Origin of the sequence: Sphingomonas sp. BK069 (assembly GCF_014193405.1) — a bacterium.
In the GTDB taxonomy this organism is placed as follows: Bacteria; Pseudomonadota; Alphaproteobacteria; order Sphingomonadales; family Sphingomonadaceae; genus Sphingomonas.
In genome coordinates this window covers 962938-980292 of record NZ_JACHZH010000001.1, presented here as the reverse complement: position 1 = coordinate 980292, position 17355 = coordinate 962938, and the positions used below count along the sequence as shown (strand labels likewise).

The following is a 17355-nucleotide window of genomic DNA, read 5'->3' as shown; positions in this document are numbered from 1 at the left end:
GGTGGCTCTTCCGGCCGCCGATCCGCCGGACAACACAACGCACCGAACCTCTCGCGCCCGCGCTGGCGCCCGCGTGCCCTGTTGTGGATTCTTGAATGACGTTCTCGCTTTCTACCTACCGCCGCGAGTGGTTCACTGACAGCGCCGCCGCCCGCCGAGACGTGCTCGCAGGCATCGTCGTCGCGCTCGCGCTCATCCCCGAGGCGATCGGCTTCTCGATCATCGCCGGGGTCGACCCGCGCGTCGGGCTCTACGCCTCGGTCGCGATCGCGATGACGATCGCGCTGATCGGCGGCCGCCCCGGCATGGTCTCCGCCGCTACCGCCGCGGTGGCAGTGGTGGTCGGCCCGCTCGTTCGCGCACACGGCGTCGACTATCTGTTCGCCGCGACGATCCTGATGGGGCTGATCCAGATCGCCGCCGGCCTGCTAAGGCTCGATCTGGTTATGCAGTTCGTCTCGCGCTCGGTCATCACCGGGTTCGTCAACGCGCTCGCCATCCTGATCTTCCTCGCGCAGCTGCCGCAGCTCACCGGCGTCGGGTGGGAGAGCTACGCGCTCGTCGCGGGCGGTCTCGCGATCATCTACGGGCTGCCGCGGCTGACGCGTGCGGTGCCGTCGCCGCTGGTCGCGATCCTGGTGCTCAGCGTCATCAGCGTGGCACTGGGGTTGCACGTCAACACGGTCGGCGACATGGGCCGGCTGCCCGAGGGGCTGCCCAGCCTCGCGCTGCCGCAGGTGCCGCTCACGCTCGAGACGCTGCGGATCATCCTGCCCTACTCGCTGACGATGGCGGCGGTGGGCCTGCTCGAGTCGCTGCTCACCGCGCAGATCGTCGACGACATGACCGACACCGAGAGCGACAAGCGCCGCGAGTGCGCGGGGCAGGGCGGCGCCAACATCGTCGCCGCGCTGTTCGGCGGCATGGGCGGTTGCGCGATGATCGGCCAGTCGGTGATCAACGTCACCTCGGGTGGGCGAGGCCGATTGTCGACCTTCGTCGCGGGCGCCTTTCTCTTGTTCCTGCTCGCGGTGCTGGGGCCCTGGGTCGGGCGCGTGCCGATGCCGGCCCTGGTCGCGGTGATGATCATGGTGTCGATCGGCACGTTCAGCTGGAACTCGATCCCCAACCTGCGCCGCCATCCGCCGACCTCGTCGGTGGTGATGCTGGTGACGGTCGCGGTGGTGGTGGCCACGCGCGACCTCTCGCTCGGCGTCCTGGCCGGCGTGCTGCTCTCGGGCGTCTTCTTCGCGGGCAAGGTGCAGCGGCTGTTCTCGGTCGAGCGCCTCGGAACGGGCGAGCACGCGACCTATCGCGTGACGGGTGAGATCTTCTTCGCCTCGGTCGATCGCTTCACCCGCGCCTTCCAGGCGGAGGACAGCGCGCACCACGTCACGATCGATGTCGGCGGCGCGCATTTCTGGGACATTTCCGGCGTGGCGGCACTCGACAAGGTGGTGGCGCGGCTGCGGCGCGACGGGCGCGTCGTCGAAGTGACCGGCTATAACCGCGCCAGCGCCGACCTCGTCGACCGCTTCGCCTTGCATGACAAGACCGGGGTGGAGCTGGGCGTGGTGCCGCACTGAAGGGGCTGGACATCCTTCCCCAGAAGGGGAGGCGGCAGGCCGCAGGCCTGACCGAGGGGTGACCCCGGCGATGAGTATCGGCGGACTCACCAGCGGCGACACCCCTCGGTCGCGCTTCGCCCGCACTCCCCTTACCGGGAGGAATCTCGGGCGACCTCGCGCTTTCCTACCGCCCCAGCAGCACCCGCGCCTGGCTCGCGATCTGCGCCAGCATGGCGGCGTTCGGCGCCTGCGCGTTGCGCGCGCGGTCGATCACCGCGCGGAACTGCGCCACGCGCGCGCCGTTACGCCCGAGCCAGTCGGCGACAAGCGCCTCCGGATCGCTCGCCCCGCCGCGGCCGAGGAAATCGAGCCGCAGCTGCTGGAAGTCGCGCGCCAGTCCGGCGATCAGCAGCCGCTCCCATGGGTCGCTCGGCGAGATGCGCGTCGCGGTCGACTGTGCCCAGTCGAGCCCCAGCGCCTGACCGAGCCGCGTGAAGGCGCGTGCCAGCCGCGTCTCCTCGATCCCGGCACGCTCGCCCAGGTCGGCGAGCCCGACCGCGCCGTCCAGCTCGAACAACCGCACCACGCGGGTGGCGAGATCATGCGGCGCGCCGGCCTGCTCGAGCGTGTCGGCGATGCGGCGGGAGTGCGCGCGTGCCTCGTCGAGCAGCAGCTCGCCCGCGGCGACATCGAGCCGCTCGATCCCCGCCGACAGCCGTGCCAGCACCGCGGAGGGGGGCGTGGCGGGGGCGGTGGTGCGCAGCAGGTCGGCGACCTGCGAGCGCACCGCCACCGCGGTCTCGTCGAACAGCGCGATTCGGCCGCTCTCGGGCATCGGTTCCGTCTCGATCGCGTGCCACAGCGCGGCGAGCCCGAATTGGCGCTCCACCACCACGAACATCGCCGCGATGTCGGCGAGCGTCGCGCCCTCCTCCTCGGCCAGCTCGAACGGGTGGAGGATGCCGATGCGATTGATGACGCGGTTGGCCAGCTTGGTGGCGACGATCTGCGGGCGAAGCCGGTGCGCGTCGATCGCGGCGGCGAAGCGCTCGCGCATCGCGGGCGGGAAGGCGGCGTGAAGGTCCTCGGCGAGCGCCGGATCCGCGCCCAGCGCCGAATGCTCGATCGCGTCCTGCAGCGCGAGCTTGGCGGTGGCGAGCAGCACCGCCAGCTCGGGGCGGGTGAGCCCGCGCGCGTCGCTGCCGCGGCGGAGCAGGTCGGTGTTGCTGCCGAGCCCCTCGACGCGGCGGTCGAGCCGGCCACTCTCCTCGAACACCTCGATCAGTCGAACGTAGCTGGGCAGCGCCTGCACCCCGCCGCCTTCGGCGATCGACAGCGCCAGCGTCTGGAGCCGATTGTCTTCCAGCACCAGTCGCGCGACGTCGTCGGTCATCGTGCCGAGCAGCGCGTTGCGGTCGTCGAACGCGAGCCGGCCCTCGATCATCTCGCGGTTGAGCGCGATCTTGATGTTGACCTCATTGTCCGAGCAGTCGACGCCCGCCGAATTGTCGATGAAGTCGGTGTTGATCCGGCCGCCTCTCGCCGCGAAGGCGATCCGCGCGGCCTGGGTGACGCCGAGGTTCGCGCCCTCGCCGATCGCGGTGGCGCGCAGCTCCTCGGCGTCGACGCGGAGCCGGTCGTTGGCGGGATCGCCGACGGTGGCGTTGTTCTCGGACGCGGCCTTCACATAGGTGCCGATGCCCCCGAACCAGATCAGGTCGACCGGGCTCTTGAGGATCGCCGAGATCAGCGCGGTCGGCTCGAGCCGCTCCGCCTCGACGCCCAGCGCGGCGCGCACCGCGGGCGAGAGCGGGATCGACTTCATGTCGCGCGCGAACACGCCGCCGCCTGGCGAGATCAAAGCAGTGTCGTAGTCGGCCCAGCTCGACCGCGGCAGCGCGAACAGGCGGTCGCGCTCGGCCCAGCTCGCCGCGGCGTCCGGATCGGGGTCGAGGAAGATGTGGCGGTGGTCGAAGGCGGCGACCAACCGGATCGCCTTGGACAGCAGCATGCCGTTGCCGAACACGTCGCCCGACATGTCGCCGCAGCCGACGACGCGGATCGGCTGCGTCTGCACGTCCAGCCCGCGCTCGGCGAAATGGCGCTGTACCGAGACCCACGCGCCCTTGGCGGTGATGCCCATCGCCTTGTGGTCGTAACCCTGCGACCCGCCGCTGGCGAAGGCGTCGCCGAGCCAAAAGCCGCGCTCCAGCGCGATGGCGTTGGCGACGTCGCTGAAGGTCGCGGTGCCCTTGTCGGCGGCGACGACGAAATAGGGGTCGTCGCCGTCGTGGACGACGACGCCGTCGGGATGCACCACCTCGCCGCCGACGATATTGTCGGTGATCGACAGCAGGGTGCGGATGAAGATCCGATAGGCCTCGGTGCCCTCCGCCAGCCACGCGTCACGGTTGCCCGGTGCGGGCAGCTGCTTGGCGTAGAAGCCGCCTTTGGCGCCGGTCGGCACGATCACCGCGTTCTTGACGCGCTGCGCCTTCATCAGGCCGAGGATCTCGGTGCGGAAATCGTCGCGCCGGTCGGACCAGCGCAGGCCGCCGCGCGCGACCGGGCCGGCGCGCAGGTGGATGCCCTCGACCCGCGGCGAATAGACCCAGACCTCGCGCCACGGCAGCGGCGCGGGCAGGCCGGGGATCCGGGCGCTGTCGAGCTTGAACGCCAGCCCCTCGGTCGCGGCCTCGGTATAGGCGTTGGTGCGCAGCGTCGCGTCGATCACGGCGCGGAAGGCACGCAGAATGCGGTCGTCGTCGATGCCGGTGACCGCGTCGAGCCCGGCGTCGATCGCGGCGACTGCGGCCTCGGCATCGCGCCCGCCGGCGGGATCGTGGCGCGCCGCGAACAGCTCGACCAGCGCCTTGGTGACATGATGCGCGCGCGTCAGCGTCTCCACCACCGTGGCCATGCCATAGCTCATCCCGGCCTGGCGCAGGTAGCGGAACCAGGCGCGGAACAGCACGACCGCCGACGGGGAGAGCCCCGCCTCCAGCATGAGGCGATTAAACCCATCATCCTCGGCCCGGCCTTCAAGCACCTGCGCGAGCGCTTCCTGCAGCGTGTCCGCCGCGGCGAGCACCGCGGGCACGTCGGCCGCGGTCTCGAGCGTGAAGTCGTGGATCGAGGAGCGTTCCTCGTCGGTAAGCCCAGTCGGCATCTCCTCGATCACGCGGAAGCCGAAATGCTCCAGCGCGGGCACCGCGTCGGACAGCGCCAGCGGCCCGCCTTGGCGATACACCTTGAGGTGGAGCATGCCGTCGCCGCCCGCGGTGAAGCGCACCTCGCGGTCGGCGGTGTCGACCAAGTTGGCGATCGCGACGATGTCGCGCGCCGCCTCGTCGGGGGTGGCGCCGGTGCGATAGCGCGGCGGGAAGGCGGCGGCGTGACGCAGCGCCAGCCGCGCGGCGCGCGCGGGCCCGACCTCGTCGGCGAGCGCCGCTTCGATCGAGGGCGCCCAGCCGCGCACCATCTTCTCCAGCCGCGCGTCGAGCAGCGAGGCATCGGGCAGGCGGCCGGCGCCGCGCAGGTCGATGGTGTAGCGCAGCAGCGCGGTGCGGCTGTCCTCGACGCTGGTGGTCCAGTTGAGGATCTGGCCATTGGCCTCTTCCGCCAGCATGTCGCCGATCGCGACGCGGCGCGCGGTCGTCATCTCGTCGCGCGGCAGCCAGACGAAGGCGTAGAGATGGCGGCCGAGCGGCGAGCGCGCGAGCACCAGCTTGGGGCGGGGCCGGTCCGCGAGGCTCATCGCGGTGAGCGCCAGCTCCTCCATCCCCGCGGCGTCAACCGCGATCATCAGGTCGTGCGGCAGCGTCGCGATCGCGTGGGTCAGCGCCTTGCCGGTGTGGCCGGCGGGATCGAAGCCGAACTTGGCCTCGCTCGCCGCCAGTCGCTGGCGCAGCACGGGCACGCTGCGTGGCGGCGCATTGAGCGCTGCCGACGTCCACAGGCCGGCGTGGATCGACAGCCCTGTCACCGTGCCGCCGGTGACGAGCGGCACCACCAGCAGGTCGAGCGGGACGCGCCGGTGCACGGGAGAGATCAGGCTCGACTTGAGCAGCAGCGGCGCGGCGTTGCCGGCGGTAAAATATTCCACCGCGAGCCGGCGCGAGCGCTCGGCGAGCAGCGGCACCTCATGCTCGTTGCGTGCGATGCCGAGCGGTTCGGCCGCGTCGGCGCAGCCGTCGACGTGCCAGCGCTCATGGCCCAGCAGCGTGAAATGGCGGTCGAGGAACCAGCGCAGCAGGTTGGCGCCCTCGGGATCGTGCCCGGTGTCGTCGAGCATGCCCGCGTCGGCGGCGAGGGCGGCCTGCATCTGGCGCCAGTCGCCCACCGCCACGCGCACGTCGCGCAGCAGCCGCTCGATCTCGTCGGTCAGCGCGCGCCGGTCCTTGGCGTCGACGCGCTCGAGCTCGACGTAGATCATCGACTCGGCATGTCCACCGGCCTCCTCGATCGCGGTCAGCGTGCCGTCGACGTCGCGCGACACGCGGATGACGGGGTGGATCACGCGATCGACCGCGATGTCGCGGTCGCCGATCGCGGCGGCGACCGAGTCGACCAGGAAGGGCATGTCGTCGTTGACGATGGCGAGCCGCATGCGGCGCCGCGCGCCGTCGCCGGGCAGCTGCTCCAGCGCGAGCGCGGCGGTGCCGGGCGCGCGCTGCGCCGCGGTCTCGGCCAGGAAGGCGGCCGCCTCGGCCTGCTTGTCCTCGCCGAAGCCGGCGATCTCCCCGGGAAGCGCGCGATGGGTGAGCCGCGCCGCGAGCGCGGCAGACAGTTTCTGCAGAGACTTCTCGACCATGACCCGCGCTATGCGCCGGCCGGCGACGCGGCTCAACCCCGAGTCAAGCCGATGAGAAGCGGGCGGGCCGTCGCAAATTTCCGGCGTCATCCTGAGCTTGTCTCAGGATTCGCCGATCCGCGAGCGCAGCTGCCGGCGCGTATGCCGTATCGTGGATCCCGAAACGAGTTCGGGACGACGGTGAATGATGTGGTGATGCCTGAAGCCGCTTAGCCGCAAGGGCGGCCTCGCAGGCCGGGGACCACCGCCCTCAGTCGAGCCGCCGCAGCACCTGCTTCGCGAGCCTGGCATCGTCCCCGACGGTGCCGATCACCACGATACCGCCCGCGACGGCGCGACCGAGCAGCACCACCGGCTCGCCCTCGGCCAAGCCACTGTCGAGCGCGAGCTCGGCCAGCGGCGCGCGCGCCGCGATCGCCGGCGCCAGCCGCGGCGTGGCTCGTGTCACCGGCCGGCGCGCGGCGCGCTCGTCGGCGACGAGGCGCTTGATTCCCCCCTCGACCGAGTCGAGCAGGCCGGCCAGCTCGCCCTCGGCGACGCCGGTGCGCGCCGCCCAGGCGAGCACGGTTGCCAGCTCGGTCACTCGCGTCTTGTCGTGATCGGTGCCGAAGATCAGCTTGGCAATCGCGGTCATCGGCGCGCGCGCCTGCACCTTGATCGCCGCCTCGTCGAGGATCGCGGCGAGGCGTTCGGGCGCGTCCGCCGCAGCTAGCGCGAAATCGTGCGCGCGGCCGAGCGCGCGGTACAGCGCGGCGTGGCTGCGCGTCGCGGCGGTGCGCGCCGAGGCCGCGCTCTCGCGCGCGGCGGCGAGCCGGTCGTCGAGCGAGGCGACGGGCGCGGCCTCGGGCCAGGGCAGCGCGTCGAACTCGGCGTCGGCGTGCGGCCCGTCGGCCCAGGCGGCGGCGGGAACGGGATCATGCCGCGGCACGCGCGCCACCGACAGCTCACGGTCGAGCGCGGCCTGATGATCGGCGGTGACCAGCTCCTTCCAGTTGATCACGCCGTAGATGAAGTCGATCGCCGCCCCGTCGGACGAGAAGGGCATCAGGATGCCGCGGTACAATGTGGCATGGCCGCGCGTGCCGACGAACTCGGCCTCGAAGCCGATGGGCGCCTGATTGGCGATGATCTGCAGATAATGGTCCGTCAGTCGCGACAGCAGCGAGCGCGCGGGCACGTCGCTGATCCGCGCGATCGTCTGCTCGGCGCCGCACTCGTCGCGCAGCGCGCGGCCGATGAACTGGACCGAGGGGTCGTCCACGCCCGCGGAGAAGTCGAGCAGCACGCTGTTGGCGCCGAAGTCGGCGATGCTGGCGGGCTCCAGGTCGGCGATGGCGGGATAGGGGCGATCGCCGAGCAGCGAGACCCAGTGATTGTAGGCGCGCACGTGCATGCGCCGCTCGTCGCCGCCGATCGCGAGCACCGCTTCGCCAACGCCGCCCTCGGTGGGATCGAGGTCGTGGCGGAGGTCGTCGTAACCGCGCGGCGTGTCCATGCTCATCGTCCCAGTGAGGCCTGCGGAGTCGGCCTGTCACGCCCGATCTGCACCATGGATGGTAAACTCCGCGTAAAGTCCGGAAGCGCTTGCCACGTCCGGGAGCCACTGCTAAGCGCGCGCTCCACGATGCGGTGCCCCCGGGCGCGATCGGGCCGCTTTAGCTCAGTTGGTAGAGCACATCATTCGTAATGATGGGGTCACAGGTTCGAGTCCTGTAAGCGGCACCACCTAACATACTCGTCTCGTTGGCGCTTCGCCTTCGCTCGGTGTTCAGCGCCGCGATCCACCAGCAGACCGCGGCGCCGGACACCCCCACGCGCCTCAGTCCTTGCCCTCGACGTAGCTGCCGCGGTCGCCCTCGATCCGATGCACCGCGTTGCGCCCGTGCGACGCCGCGGTCGCCACCTTCCGCGCCGAGGTCGAGGCGGTGTGGAGCACGCGCGTGCGGCCGTGCACCAGCAGGTTGTAGCCGACGAACCACATTCCCGCCGAGACGAGCAGCGCAACGCCGAAGAAGATCCGCTTGCGCCGTCGCTGCCGGCCGCCGTGGGTCAGCGCGCGCGTGCCGCACCAGGCGCAGCGATGGACGGTGGTGCCCGGGCGCAGGGTCGGGTGGCTCTGCCAGCGGTGCAGGCCGAGGGTACACAGGATACTCATGGCGACGAGACTTATGCCGCGCCGGCCCGGCACGGCAACGCCGCGCCAGCGCCTTGTCGCCCCATAACGCTACGCCCCGCCGGAGCGCGCGGTGGCGAGATGGTGGAGCACGATCCCCGAGGTGGTCGCGACGTTGAGCGAGTCGAACCCCGCCGCCATCGCGATCCGCAGCGTACGCGCCCGCGCCATCAGCGCCGGTGCCAGCCCGGGTCCCTCCGCGCCGAGCAGCACCGCACTGCGCGGCGCCGGCCGCCACGCCGGCAGCGCGGTGGCGCCCGCTGGGCTGAGCGCGACCGCCTCGAGCCCGTGGTGTGCCAGCAGCGCGAGCGCGTCCTCGTCGCGCCCGAGCCGGGCGAACGGCACGGTCAGCGCGGCGCCGACCGAGACGCGAATGGCCTTGCGGTAGAGCGGGTCGCAGCAGTCGGCGTCGAGCAGCACCGCGCCCACGCCGAAGGCCGCGGTGTTGCGGAAGATGCCTCCCATGTTGTCATGGTTGGCGATGCCGCTCAGCAGCAGCACGTCGCGCGGTGGAGTCGTGCCGCCGAGCAACGCCTCGGCGGACAGGTCCGCGCCGCGTTGCCCGATCGCGAGCACGCCGCGGTGGAGCGGGAAGCCCGCGATCGCGTCGAGCACGCGCGGAGCGGCGAGGTACACCGGCGTGTCCGCTGGCAGTCGCGCCAGCAGCGGAGCCAGCGCCGCCGCGCGCTTGTCGGCGATCAGCAGCGAGGTCGCACGATGCGTCGCGCTCTCCATCAGCTTCTCGAGCACGACCACGCCTTCGGCGACGAACAGGCCACGCCGGCCGACCAGGTCGCGTTCGCGGATGTCGCGATAGGACTCGACGCGTGGGTCGGCGGGGTCGACGATCGGGATCAACTGGGGCACGGCACTGCCCGTAGAGCATCGGGCGCGCCGTGCCACCCTCGGCCGGCGCCATGGCGGAGCGACGGCGAATGAGTGACGATCACGCGCGCGGCCAGCGCGACGGCCTTCGGCTCGCGCTCGCCATCCTCGCGGCGGAGGAGGAGAAATGGGCCGCGCTGCTGGGCGAGAGCCGCTCGGGGCGGACCAACCAGGTGCGCGCGGTGCGCCACAAGACCCTCCAAGTGGCGCAGCGCCGCGTCCAGACCGCGCTCAACCGGCTGTCGCCGCGGCAAGGCGAGACGATCGACGCCGAGCTCGCCGCCGCGCTCGACACGATCGGGTTGTGAAAGCGCCGCAGAAGGCGAGCGCCGGCTGAGCATACCGTCATGAGTCTGGCGCGCACCTCTCGTATGGCGTGATCCTGAACCCGTTTCAGGATCCACCGCGCCGCAGGCATCGACGCCGCTGGGTGCGCGGCGACGTGGATCCTGAAACGCGTTCAGGATCACGGCGGTGAGCGTTACGGCGCTGAGGGTGACGGCGGTGCGCTGACAGGCTCCACCCTCGTTGCCTCTACGCTCCAGCTCACCTCCCACCCCGCTCAGCGGCGGCGCGTGCCGCGGCCGCGCGTCATCGGGTCGGGGCGGGGCGGGGGAGTCCAGCCGGGCGGCGGCGTGACCCGCTGCTGGCTCGTGCCCAGACCCATCGCGCCGGGGCGCTGGCGCTCCAGTCCGCTGAGATCGGCGGCGGCCGCGTCTTCCATGCTCGCGCCGCCGCGCAGCAGGGTGATACGGTCGCGTAGCCGGCGCGCCTCCTCGAAGTCGAGCGCGGCGGCGGCGGCCTCCATCGCGGCGTGCAGCTCGGCGATCGTCTCGCTCATATCCGTTTCACAATCCCTTCCGCGTCAGTCGCGCGTCGGCGAGGTCGAGCTCGCGGCCGAGCTGCTCCGCCAGCGTCAGCCCGATCTCGCGGCGGCGGCCCAGCGCGAACAGCGCCCGGCGCTCGGCGCGCACCGCGGCGAGGCGGAGCTCGCGCTCGATCTCGGCGTCCTGCGAGCGCTCGTCGCGCGCGCCGCTGTCCTCGTCGAGGTGGGCGATGCGGTCGCGATACTGCGCCATCAGCCGCGCCGCCACGTCGGTGTAGCGATCGGCGTCGCCGCGGTCCTGCGCCATGGCGTGCTGAACCCGCTCGATCTCGGCGATCGCGGCCTCGGCGGTGACCACGCGCGCGCGGTCGCGCTCGCCCGCGGCGCCGTCCTCGGCGGGGAAGGTCAGCCCGCGCAGCAGCAGCGGCAGCCCGCCCGCGGCGATCGCGAGCGAGGTCAGGATCACGCCCGAGGCGAGCAGGATGACGAGGTCGCGCGCGGGGAAGTCGGCGCCGCTCGGCAGCGCCAGCGGCAGCGTCAGCGCACCCGCCAGCGTGATCGCGCCGCGCGCGCCGGCCACTGACATGGCCGCGATCACCCGTCGCGGCGGGCTGCCCTTCGTACCGTCGCCGCGCTGCTTGGCGCGATAGAGCGTCAGTTGCAGCGCGACCCACACCCAGCCGAAGCGCAGTGCGGCGAGTACCGCGACGATCGCGGCGACATAGCCGAGCAGCCACCAGGCGCTGTCGTGCCCCGCGCCCGCGACCGCGGCCCGCGCGCCGGCGAACAGCGCGGGCAATTGCTCGCCGAGCAGCACGAAGATCACGCCGTTGAGCGTGAACTGCAGCATGTCCCACACGGCGCGGCGGCGGATCCGCGTCGCGGCGCTCACCGCGACGCCGCTGCCGACGAAGGTCATGGCGATGCCGGCGGCGGCGGCGGCGAGCACGCCCGAGGCGTGGACATGCTCGGCGGCGAGATAGGCGCCGAACGGGATCAGCAGGCTGACGAGGATGTTCGACCCCGCGTCGTCGCCGCCGGTGCGGCGCGCCACCAGCGACTTGCCGCCGATCGCCAGCCAGGTGACGCCGGCGCCGATCGCGACTCCGGCGAGCGCCATCCAGGCGAACGTACCAAGCGCCTCGCTCAGCGAGAAGGTGCCGCTGAGCGCGGCGGCGATGGCGAAGCGCAGGCACACCAGTCCCGAGGCGTCGTTGAGCAGCGACTCGCCTTCCAGGATGTGCATCATGCGCTTGGGGATCGGCACCTTCTGCGCGATGGCGCCGACCGCGATCGGGTCGGTCGGCGATACCACGGCGGCGAGCGCGAAGGCGACCGCCAGCGGCATCGCCGGGATCAGCCAATGGACGAAGAAGCCGAGCCCCACCACGGTGAGGAACACCAGCCCCAGCGCGAGCCCGAGCACCGCACCGCGGTCGCGCAGCAGCTCATCCTTGGGGATGCGCCAGCCGTCGAGGAAGAGCAGGGGCGGTACCAGCAGCAGGAAGAACAGCTCGGGATCGAGCTCCACCCGGATGCCGGCGAAGGCGCCGATCAGCGCGCCGAGCGCGATCTGGACCAGCGGGCGGGGGAGAGCGGAGGGAAGGAGTCGCGAGACGGTGCCGCTGACGACCACCGCCAGCAACAGGAACAGGCACAGGGTAACGACATCCAACTTCGGGCTCTCCTGCTGAGATCTTTTCTAAGACGCGCGCGGCGATGGGGGTTCCCTCCTCGTTGGCGAAGGTGAGGGCAGCGGCGACTCAACCGATCTGCTCGGCGGCAGGATCACGGTACCGACGCTCCACACACGCAACCTGTTCCCCGGCGGAAGCCGGGGTCAAGGTGGGAGACGCGGGTGAGTCTCACGACAGCTTTCCCACCCTGTTCACCGGCTTCCCGCCCGGGAACAGCAGAGGCAAAGGGCGACTCGCCTCCTCTCACAATCGCGGCAGCGTCACCCCGCGCTGGCCCATATATTTGCCGGCCCGGTCGGCGTAGCTGATCTCGCACGGCTCGTTGCCCTGCAGGAACAGGAACTGGCACGCGCCCTCGTTGGCGTAGATCTTGGCAGGCAGCGGCGTGGTGTTCGAGAATTCCAGCGTGACGTGCCCCTCCCAGCCGGGCTCGAGCGGAGTGACGTTCACGATAATGCCACAGCGCGCGTAGGTGGACTTGCCGAGGCAGATCACCAGCACGTCGCGCGGCACGCGGAAATATTCCACGGTGCGGGCGAGCGCGAAGCTGTTGGGCGGGATGATGCACACGTCGGTCTTGCGATCGACGAAGCTGTTCGAGGCGAAGTCCTTCGGGTCGACGATCGCGTTGTCGACGTTGGTGAAGATCTTGAACTCGTCGGCCACGCGCGCGTCATAGCCGTAGCTCGACAGGCCGTAGCTGATGCAGCCGTCGCGCCGCTGCGCCTCGACGAAGGGCTCGATCATGCCCTCGCCCTGCGCGCGCTCGCGGATCCAGCGGTCCGACAGGATCGACATACAGGCTCCCCCAGGTGAGCGGACGCTTTCGACGCTGCGCCGGGCGAGCGCAAGGGGGGCGGCGGCGCTTCGAGACGAGGCTTCGGCAGGCTCAGCCTCTCCTCAGCGCGAACGGGGGTATCATCCTGTCCACCGCCGTTCGTGCTGAGGAGGCGCTGAGCTTGCCGACGTGCCGGCTCGACGCACGGCCACACGCCCGCTGCCCGCTCACCCCCGCGGCAGCGTGATTGTCGCGACCAGGCCGCCGCCGTCGCGCGCGGCGAGCACGATCGCGCCGCCCGCCTCCTCGACGATCGCGCGGGCCAGGGCCAAACCGAGGCCGATCCCGCCGGTCTCGCGGTTGCGCGACGTCTCGAGGCGGATGAAGGCGCCGAACACGTCATCCAGCCGGTCCGCCGGGATGCCGGGTCCGCGGTCGGCGACCACGATCGCGGCGCTCGCCGCCTCGGCGCGCAGCGAGACCTCGGCGGCGCCGGCATATTTCACCGCATTCTCGATCAGGTTGCGCACCGCGCGGCGGATCAGCGACGGGCGTAGCCGCATCCGCAGACGCTCGGCCTCCTCGAAGGCGACATCGTCGCCCAGATCGCGGAAGTCCTCCACCACCGCGTCGACCAACGCGGCGAGATCGACCTCGGTCTCGGGCTCGCTCGGCCGGCCGAGCCGCGCCAGCGAAAGGATGTCCTCCAGCGTGCGGTTCATCTCGGCGATCGTGTCGGCCATGCGCGCGCGGTCCTGCTCGTCCTCGACCGACTCGATCCGCACGCGCAGCGCGGCCAGCGGCGTGCGCAGGTCGTGGCCGATCGCGCCGAGCATGCGGTCCTTCTCGTCGAGCATGGCGGTGACGCGCAGGCTCAGTGCGTTGAAGGCGGCGATCACCGCGACGACATCGGGCGGTCCCTCTTCCTCCAGCGGTCGCGGCGGCGTGCGTGGCGAATAGGCGCGCGCCGCGGCGGCGAGCTCGCGAAGCGGGCGCGAGATGCGCCGCGCCACCCACAGCACGGGCAGCAGCACCATGCCGTACAGGATCAGCGTCTGCGCGAGCAGCCGCCAGAACAGCCGCGTATCGCCGCGCGGCAGCCCGCCCGCCAGCACCAGCCAGCGCCCGCGGGGCTGCTGCGCGGCGACCACGATCGTCTCCGGCGGCGGCTCGGGGCCGTGGCGCGCGGCCATGCGGCGCTCGAACCGGCTGAGCGGCACCTGGTAAGTGCCCGGCGGTGCGATCGCCACCTCCACCCGGCGCATCCGTACGCCGAACTCGTCGAGCTGGGCGCGCACCTCGCGCGCCATCTCCGGCTGCGGTGCCATCTCGGCGGTGATCGGGCTGCGCGCGGCGACGCGAACGCGGCCGCGATCGGGCGCGATGCGGCGACCGCTCGCTTCCTGGTCGATCGCGTCGGCGAGGCGGAAGGCGGCGGGGCGCGACGCCTGCGCGACGCGGAAGCTGCTCCGCTCGCGCAACAGCAGCGCGAGGTTGATCGCCTGCGCCACGAACAGCGCGAGCGCGACCAGCAATGCCATCTGCCCGGCAAGGCTGCGCGGCCAGGGCAGGCGGCGCCAGGTCACGCCGTGCTCACGGAGGCGCTCACAGTCGCGCTCACAGCCGCGTCACGTCGGTGGAGAGCGCATAGCCGCCGCCCCACACCGTCTTGATGATCTCGGGTGCCTTGGGATCGGCCTCGATCTTGCGCCGCAGCCGGCTGACCTGATTGTCGATCGCGCGGTCGAACGCCGCCGCCTCACGCCCCTGCGTCAGGTCGAGCAGCTGGTCGCGCGTCAGCACCTGGCGCGGGCGCTGCGCCAGCGCGAGGAGCAGGTTGTACTCGCCGGTCGACAGCGGTACCGAGACGCCCTCGCGGTCGACCAAGGCGCGCTCGCCGGTCTTGAGCAGCCAGCCCGCGAAGGCGTAGGCGCCGCTCTCGGGCGCGTGCTGACGCACGGCGCCGCCGGCGGTGCGGCGCAGGACGACCTTGATCCGCGCCGCCAGCTCGCGTGGGGAGAAGGGCTTCACGACATAGTCGTCCGCGCCCATCTCGAGCCCGACGATGCGGTCGGTTTCCTCGCTCTTGGCGGTGAGCAGGATCACCGGCGTCTCGCCGGTGGCGCGGATGTGGCGGCACAGCGACAGCCCGTCCTCGCCCGGCATCATGATGTCGAGCACGACCAGATCGATCGCATAGGCGGCCATGCGCGTCCGCGCGCTCTCCGCGTCGCCCGCCTGGGTGACGCGGAAGCCCTGCTTGGTCAGGTAGACGGCGAGCGGCTCGCGGATCGAGCGCTCGTCGTCGACCAGCAGCAGATGCGGGATGTCGGCCATGTCGTCGGGGCCTGCCATAGCTGATGCCTCGATGGGAAGGGCCGGGTGTCAGTCGCGCTCGGGCGCGGCGTCGTCGCGATCGCCCCCACGCTCGCCGCCGCGCGGCCCGGGGCGGCGCAGGTCGCCGTCGGGGCCGATGCGGCGAGCGCGCATCATCAGCCGCATCGCCTCGCGCTCCTGCTGGTCGACGCGGCCGTCATGGTTGGTGTCGGCGCGATCGAACATTCGCAGCGCGCGCTCGCGGAACTGGGCGCGCGTCACCTCGCGCGGCTCGCGCCGGTGATGGCGGTCGCCGCGCTCGCCCCGTTCGCGTCGGCCGCCGTCGCGCTCGGCGCCGGGGGGCGGGGGAGGCGGCGGCGAGTCCGCACCCGGCGGCGGGGGCGGCGGCGGACCGTCCTCGCCGGGGGGCGGCGCCATGTCGCCGCGTGGGCGGTGCGGTGGGCGGAAGGCGCGGCGCTCGTCGCGGTCGATCTTGCCGTCGCCGTTGGTGTCCAAAGCGGCGAAGCGCCGGTCGGCCTCGGCCGCGGCCTCCTCGCGCGTCACCACGCCGTCGCGGTCGGCGTCGGCGGCGGCGAGTGGGTCGCGCGGTCCCATCGGTCCCGGCGTCGGCGCGTCGGCGCGGGCGGCAGGCAGGTCCTGCGCGAGCAGCGGCGCGGCATGGGCGAGCGCGGCGGCGCCGAGCACCGCGGCGGAGAGCAAGATCTTCATCGGATACACCCCTCGACACGTTCGACGGGGCTCGGGCCCCGTCCGTGTCGCGGCACTAGGCCGCGCATGTCGCGCCGGAATGTCGAAGCGCCGGAATATTGTCGCGATTTGTATCAGCCGAAGATCGCGACCGACTGGAGCTGCTCGGCGACGGCGCGGCGGTCCGCGTCCCAGATCGCCATCTGCTGCGACGAGGCGCCGTCGCGCGCGTGATCGGTGGCGGAGCGCAGCAGCCACCAGCCGCCGCGCGTCGTCGGGGCGGGGGCGAGCAGGTTGAGCTGCCAGGTCATCGAGCTCACCGGCGCGCCGATGCCGAGCAGCCGCAGCGCGGCGGGCGGCAGGCAGTCGCCGATCGCCAGCAGCTCGACCTCGGGATGGAGCCCGTCGCGCTCGGCCAGGCGCGCCCAGCGCAGCCACGCCGCCGGATCGCCCTGGCCGGGCGGGTCGACGAACTCGAAGTGGCGCGTGAACGCCACCTGCGGGTGGCCGCCGCGCAGCACGGGGTCATCGGGCGCGGGCGGCGTCGCGGGCGGCGCAGCGCCGCGGGTGTGCGCCAGCGCGTCGGGCAGCGCGCGCATGAAGACGAAGGTGCAGCGGACGCCGAGCCCGGCCTCGCCGCTCACCTCGGCGGCGACGAAGGCGGCGTTGCGCCCGCGACGCAGCAGCGTCGCGGAGACCGTCACCGCACCGGCGAGCGGCCCGACGAACGCTACCTGCGCCGAGCGTAGCGGCGGCAGTTCGGGCTCGAGCTGACGTGCCGCGTGTAACGCCAGCGCCGCCGAGAGGCCGCCGAACGCGGTCCGGCCCTGCTGCCAGTCGGGCGGGATCGAGCCGTGCCAGCGCGCCGCGCCATCGTCGCGGACGAGCGCGGCGAGCAGCTGGGCGAGCGGGGTGGCGGAGACTGGGTCGGTCATCGCGCCACGCTAGCCGCGGATCGCGGCGGATCAATGCCGCGCGCCACCGCGGGGCGAGAAGAGTCGGCCGCGCGGCACGTCGGCCTCGTGGGATGCGCTATGAAGGAGGCTGCGACGACGAGGAGATGACATGAGGCGTACGCTGCTGGTGATCGACGTCCAGAACGCCTATTTCGCGCGCGGCGCGCTGCCGCTGTGGCGCGCCGAGGCGGTGGAGGAGCGGATCGTCGCCGCGATCGCCGCGGCGCAGGCGGCGGGCGATCAGGTCGTGCTGGTGCGCCACGTCGCCGCCGGCGGTCCCTTCGCCGAGGACGAGCCCGGCAGCGTGATCCGCCCCGCGATCATGGACGCGGCGGAGGGCGCCGCGGTGATCACCAAGAGCTATCCCGACGCCTTCCAGGAGACCGATCTCGGCGCGCATCTGCTCGACACGGGTGAGCTCTTCATCTGCGGCATGATGACGCAGAATTGCGTTACCTACACCGCGCTCGCGCCCGAGGCGACGGTGCTCGACCGCCGCGTGGTCGGCGACCTGTGCACCGCACCGACCGACTTCGTCCACCAGGTCGCGCTCGCCGCGCTGGGCTCGAAGATCCCGGTCGTCACCGCGGCGGAGGTATGGCCGACGCGGCAGGGGTGAGGCGAGCGAACCTCGC

The 17355-nt window shown here is 72.3% G+C and carries 14 protein-coding genes, 1 tRNA gene and 1 other annotated feature (1 of these 16 only partly in view); of the genes, 4 read left to right on the top strand and 11 right to left on the bottom strand.

The window, feature by feature from the left end; translation table 11 throughout:
- Window positions 1-35: a sequence feature (sul1 is cis-regulatory element that is thought to sense ions involved in sulfur or methionine metabolism; They are found in Alphaproteobacteria), on the top strand (it extends 21 nt beyond the left edge of the window).
- A 60-nt stretch (window positions 36-95) separates the two neighbouring features.
- A complete protein-coding gene (locus FHY02_RS04895; protein WP_183920738.1) occupies window positions 96-1586 on the top strand; it encodes a SulP family inorganic anion transporter in 1491 nt (496 codons plus the stop codon).
- Between the two features lie 166 nt (window positions 1587-1752).
- On the opposite strand, the gene FHY02_RS04890 is transcribed toward FHY02_RS04895, so the two are convergent.
- Window positions 1753-6381: an NAD-glutamate dehydrogenase domain-containing protein gene (locus FHY02_RS04890; RefSeq protein WP_183920737.1), complete on the bottom strand. Its 4629-nt coding sequence runs from the start codon at window positions 6379-6381 to the stop codon at window positions 1753-1755.
- 250 nt (window positions 6382-6631) lie between these two features.
- Window positions 6632-7876 carry a hypothetical protein gene (locus FHY02_RS04885; protein ID WP_183920736.1) on the bottom strand — a complete coding sequence of 415 codons (1245 nt, stop codon included), beginning with the start codon at window positions 7874-7876 and terminating at the stop codon, window positions 6632-6634.
- A gap of 154 nt (window positions 7877-8030) precedes the next feature.
- On the opposite strand from FHY02_RS04885, the gene FHY02_RS04880 reads away from it, so the two are divergent.
- Window positions 8031-8106: transfer RNA gene (locus tag FHY02_RS04880), tRNA-Thr, on the top strand.
- A gap of 94 nt (window positions 8107-8200) precedes the next feature.
- On the opposite strand, the gene FHY02_RS04875 is transcribed toward FHY02_RS04880, so the two are convergent.
- Together FHY02_RS04875 and FHY02_RS04870 are read right to left on the bottom strand one after the other, a co-directional pair.
- Window positions 8201-8536, bottom strand: coding sequence for a hypothetical protein (locus FHY02_RS04875; protein WP_183920735.1), 336 nt, complete (start codon window positions 8534-8536; stop codon window positions 8201-8203).
- Between the two features lie 69 nt (window positions 8537-8605).
- Window positions 8606-9421 (bottom strand): RNA methyltransferase, encoded by an 816-nt coding sequence (locus FHY02_RS04870; RefSeq protein ID WP_183920734.1) that lies wholly within the window; start codon window positions 9419-9421, stop codon window positions 8606-8608.
- A 68-nt stretch (window positions 9422-9489) separates the two neighbouring features.
- Here FHY02_RS04870 and FHY02_RS04865 point away from each other — a divergent pair, with 68 nt between their 5' ends.
- Window positions 9490-9747 (top strand): hypothetical protein, encoded by a 258-nt coding sequence (locus FHY02_RS04865; protein WP_183920733.1) that lies wholly within the window; start codon window positions 9490-9492, stop codon window positions 9745-9747.
- 254 nt (window positions 9748-10001) lie between these two features.
- Here the strand turns inward: FHY02_RS04865 and FHY02_RS04860 are convergent, their stop codons facing one another.
- From FHY02_RS04860 to FHY02_RS04830, 7 genes are all read right to left on the bottom strand, one after another.
- Window positions 10002-10280, bottom strand: coding sequence for a UvrB/UvrC motif-containing protein (locus FHY02_RS04860; protein WP_183920732.1), 279 nt, complete (start codon window positions 10278-10280; stop codon window positions 10002-10004).
- A gap of 7 nt (window positions 10281-10287) precedes the next feature.
- Window positions 10288-11940, bottom strand: a complete 1653-nt coding sequence (locus tag FHY02_RS04855) for a Na+/H+ antiporter (RefSeq protein WP_183920731.1) — start codon at window positions 11938-11940, stop codon at window positions 10288-10290.
- 265 nt (window positions 11941-12205) lie between these two features.
- Window positions 12206-12760 (bottom strand): dCTP deaminase, encoded by a 555-nt coding sequence (dcd, locus tag FHY02_RS04850; RefSeq protein ID WP_183920730.1) that lies wholly within the window; start codon window positions 12758-12760, stop codon window positions 12206-12208.
- 207 nt (window positions 12761-12967) lie between these two features.
- Entirely contained in the window at window positions 12968-14281 is a 1314-nt protein-coding gene (locus FHY02_RS04845) for a HAMP domain-containing sensor histidine kinase (RefSeq protein ID WP_183921438.1), read from the bottom strand.
- A gap of 76 nt (window positions 14282-14357) precedes the next feature.
- On the bottom strand, window positions 14358-15077 hold the full coding sequence (locus tag FHY02_RS04840; protein ID WP_183921437.1) for a response regulator: 720 nt from the start codon (window positions 15075-15077) through the stop codon (window positions 14358-14360).
- 48 nt (window positions 15078-15125) lie between these two features.
- The gene (locus FHY02_RS04835) at window positions 15126-15785 is read right to left on the bottom strand and encodes a hypothetical protein (protein ID WP_183920729.1); all 660 of its coding nucleotides are present in this window, start codon (window positions 15783-15785) and stop codon (window positions 15126-15128) included.
- Window positions 15786-15898: 113 nt separating this feature from the next.
- Window positions 15899-16699: a thioesterase family protein gene (locus FHY02_RS04830; RefSeq protein WP_183920728.1), complete on the bottom strand. Its 801-nt coding sequence runs from the start codon at window positions 16697-16699 to the stop codon at window positions 15899-15901.
- A 130-nt stretch (window positions 16700-16829) separates the two neighbouring features.
- On the opposite strand from FHY02_RS04830, the gene FHY02_RS04825 reads away from it, so the two are divergent.
- Window positions 16830-17339, top strand: a complete 510-nt coding sequence (locus FHY02_RS04825; protein WP_183920727.1) for a cysteine hydrolase family protein — start codon at window positions 16830-16832, stop codon at window positions 17337-17339.
- Window positions 17340-17355 lie beyond the last annotated feature (16 nt).

What these genes read in the sequence shown, in the direction of transcription:
- FHY02_RS04895 (WP_183920738.1), top strand. Translation starts at nt 96, where the DNA reads ATGACGTTCTCGCTTTCTACCTACCGCCGCGAGTGGTTCACTGACAGC.
- FHY02_RS04890 (WP_183920737.1), bottom strand. Translation starts at nt 6,381, where the DNA reads ATGGTCGAGAAGTCTCTGCAGAAACTGTCTGCCGCGCTCGCGGCGCGG.
- FHY02_RS04885 (WP_183920736.1), bottom strand. Translation starts at nt 7,876, where the DNA reads ATGGACACGCCGCGCGGTTACGACGACCTCCGCCACGACCTCGATCCC.
- FHY02_RS04875 (WP_183920735.1), bottom strand. Translation starts at nt 8,536, where the DNA reads ATGAGTATCCTGTGTACCCTCGGCCTGCACCGCTGGCAGAGCCACCCG.
- FHY02_RS04865 (WP_183920733.1), top strand. Translation starts at nt 9,490, where the DNA reads ATGAGTGACGATCACGCGCGCGGCCAGCGCGACGGCCTTCGGCTCGCG.
- FHY02_RS04860 (WP_183920732.1), bottom strand. Translation starts at nt 10,280, where the DNA reads ATGAGCGAGACGATCGCCGAGCTGCACGCCGCGATGGAGGCCGCCGCC.
- dcd (WP_183920730.1), bottom strand. Translation starts at nt 12,760, where the DNA reads ATGTCGATCCTGTCGGACCGCTGGATCCGCGAGCGCGCGCAGGGCGAG.
- FHY02_RS04845 (WP_183921438.1), bottom strand. Translation starts at nt 14,281, where the DNA reads ATGGCATTGCTGGTCGCGCTCGCGCTGTTCGTGGCGCAGGCGATCAAC.
- FHY02_RS04840 (WP_183921437.1), bottom strand. Translation starts at nt 15,077, where the DNA reads ATGGCCGACATCCCGCATCTGCTGCTGGTCGACGACGAGCGCTCGATC.
- FHY02_RS04835 (WP_183920729.1), bottom strand. Translation starts at nt 15,785, where the DNA reads ATGAAGATCTTGCTCTCCGCCGCGGTGCTCGGCGCCGCCGCGCTCGCC.
- FHY02_RS04830 (WP_183920728.1), bottom strand. Translation starts at nt 16,699, where the DNA reads ATGACCGACCCAGTCTCCGCCACCCCGCTCGCCCAGCTGCTCGCCGCG.
- FHY02_RS04825 (WP_183920727.1), top strand. Translation starts at nt 16,830, where the DNA reads ATGAGGCGTACGCTGCTGGTGATCGACGTCCAGAACGCCTATTTCGCG.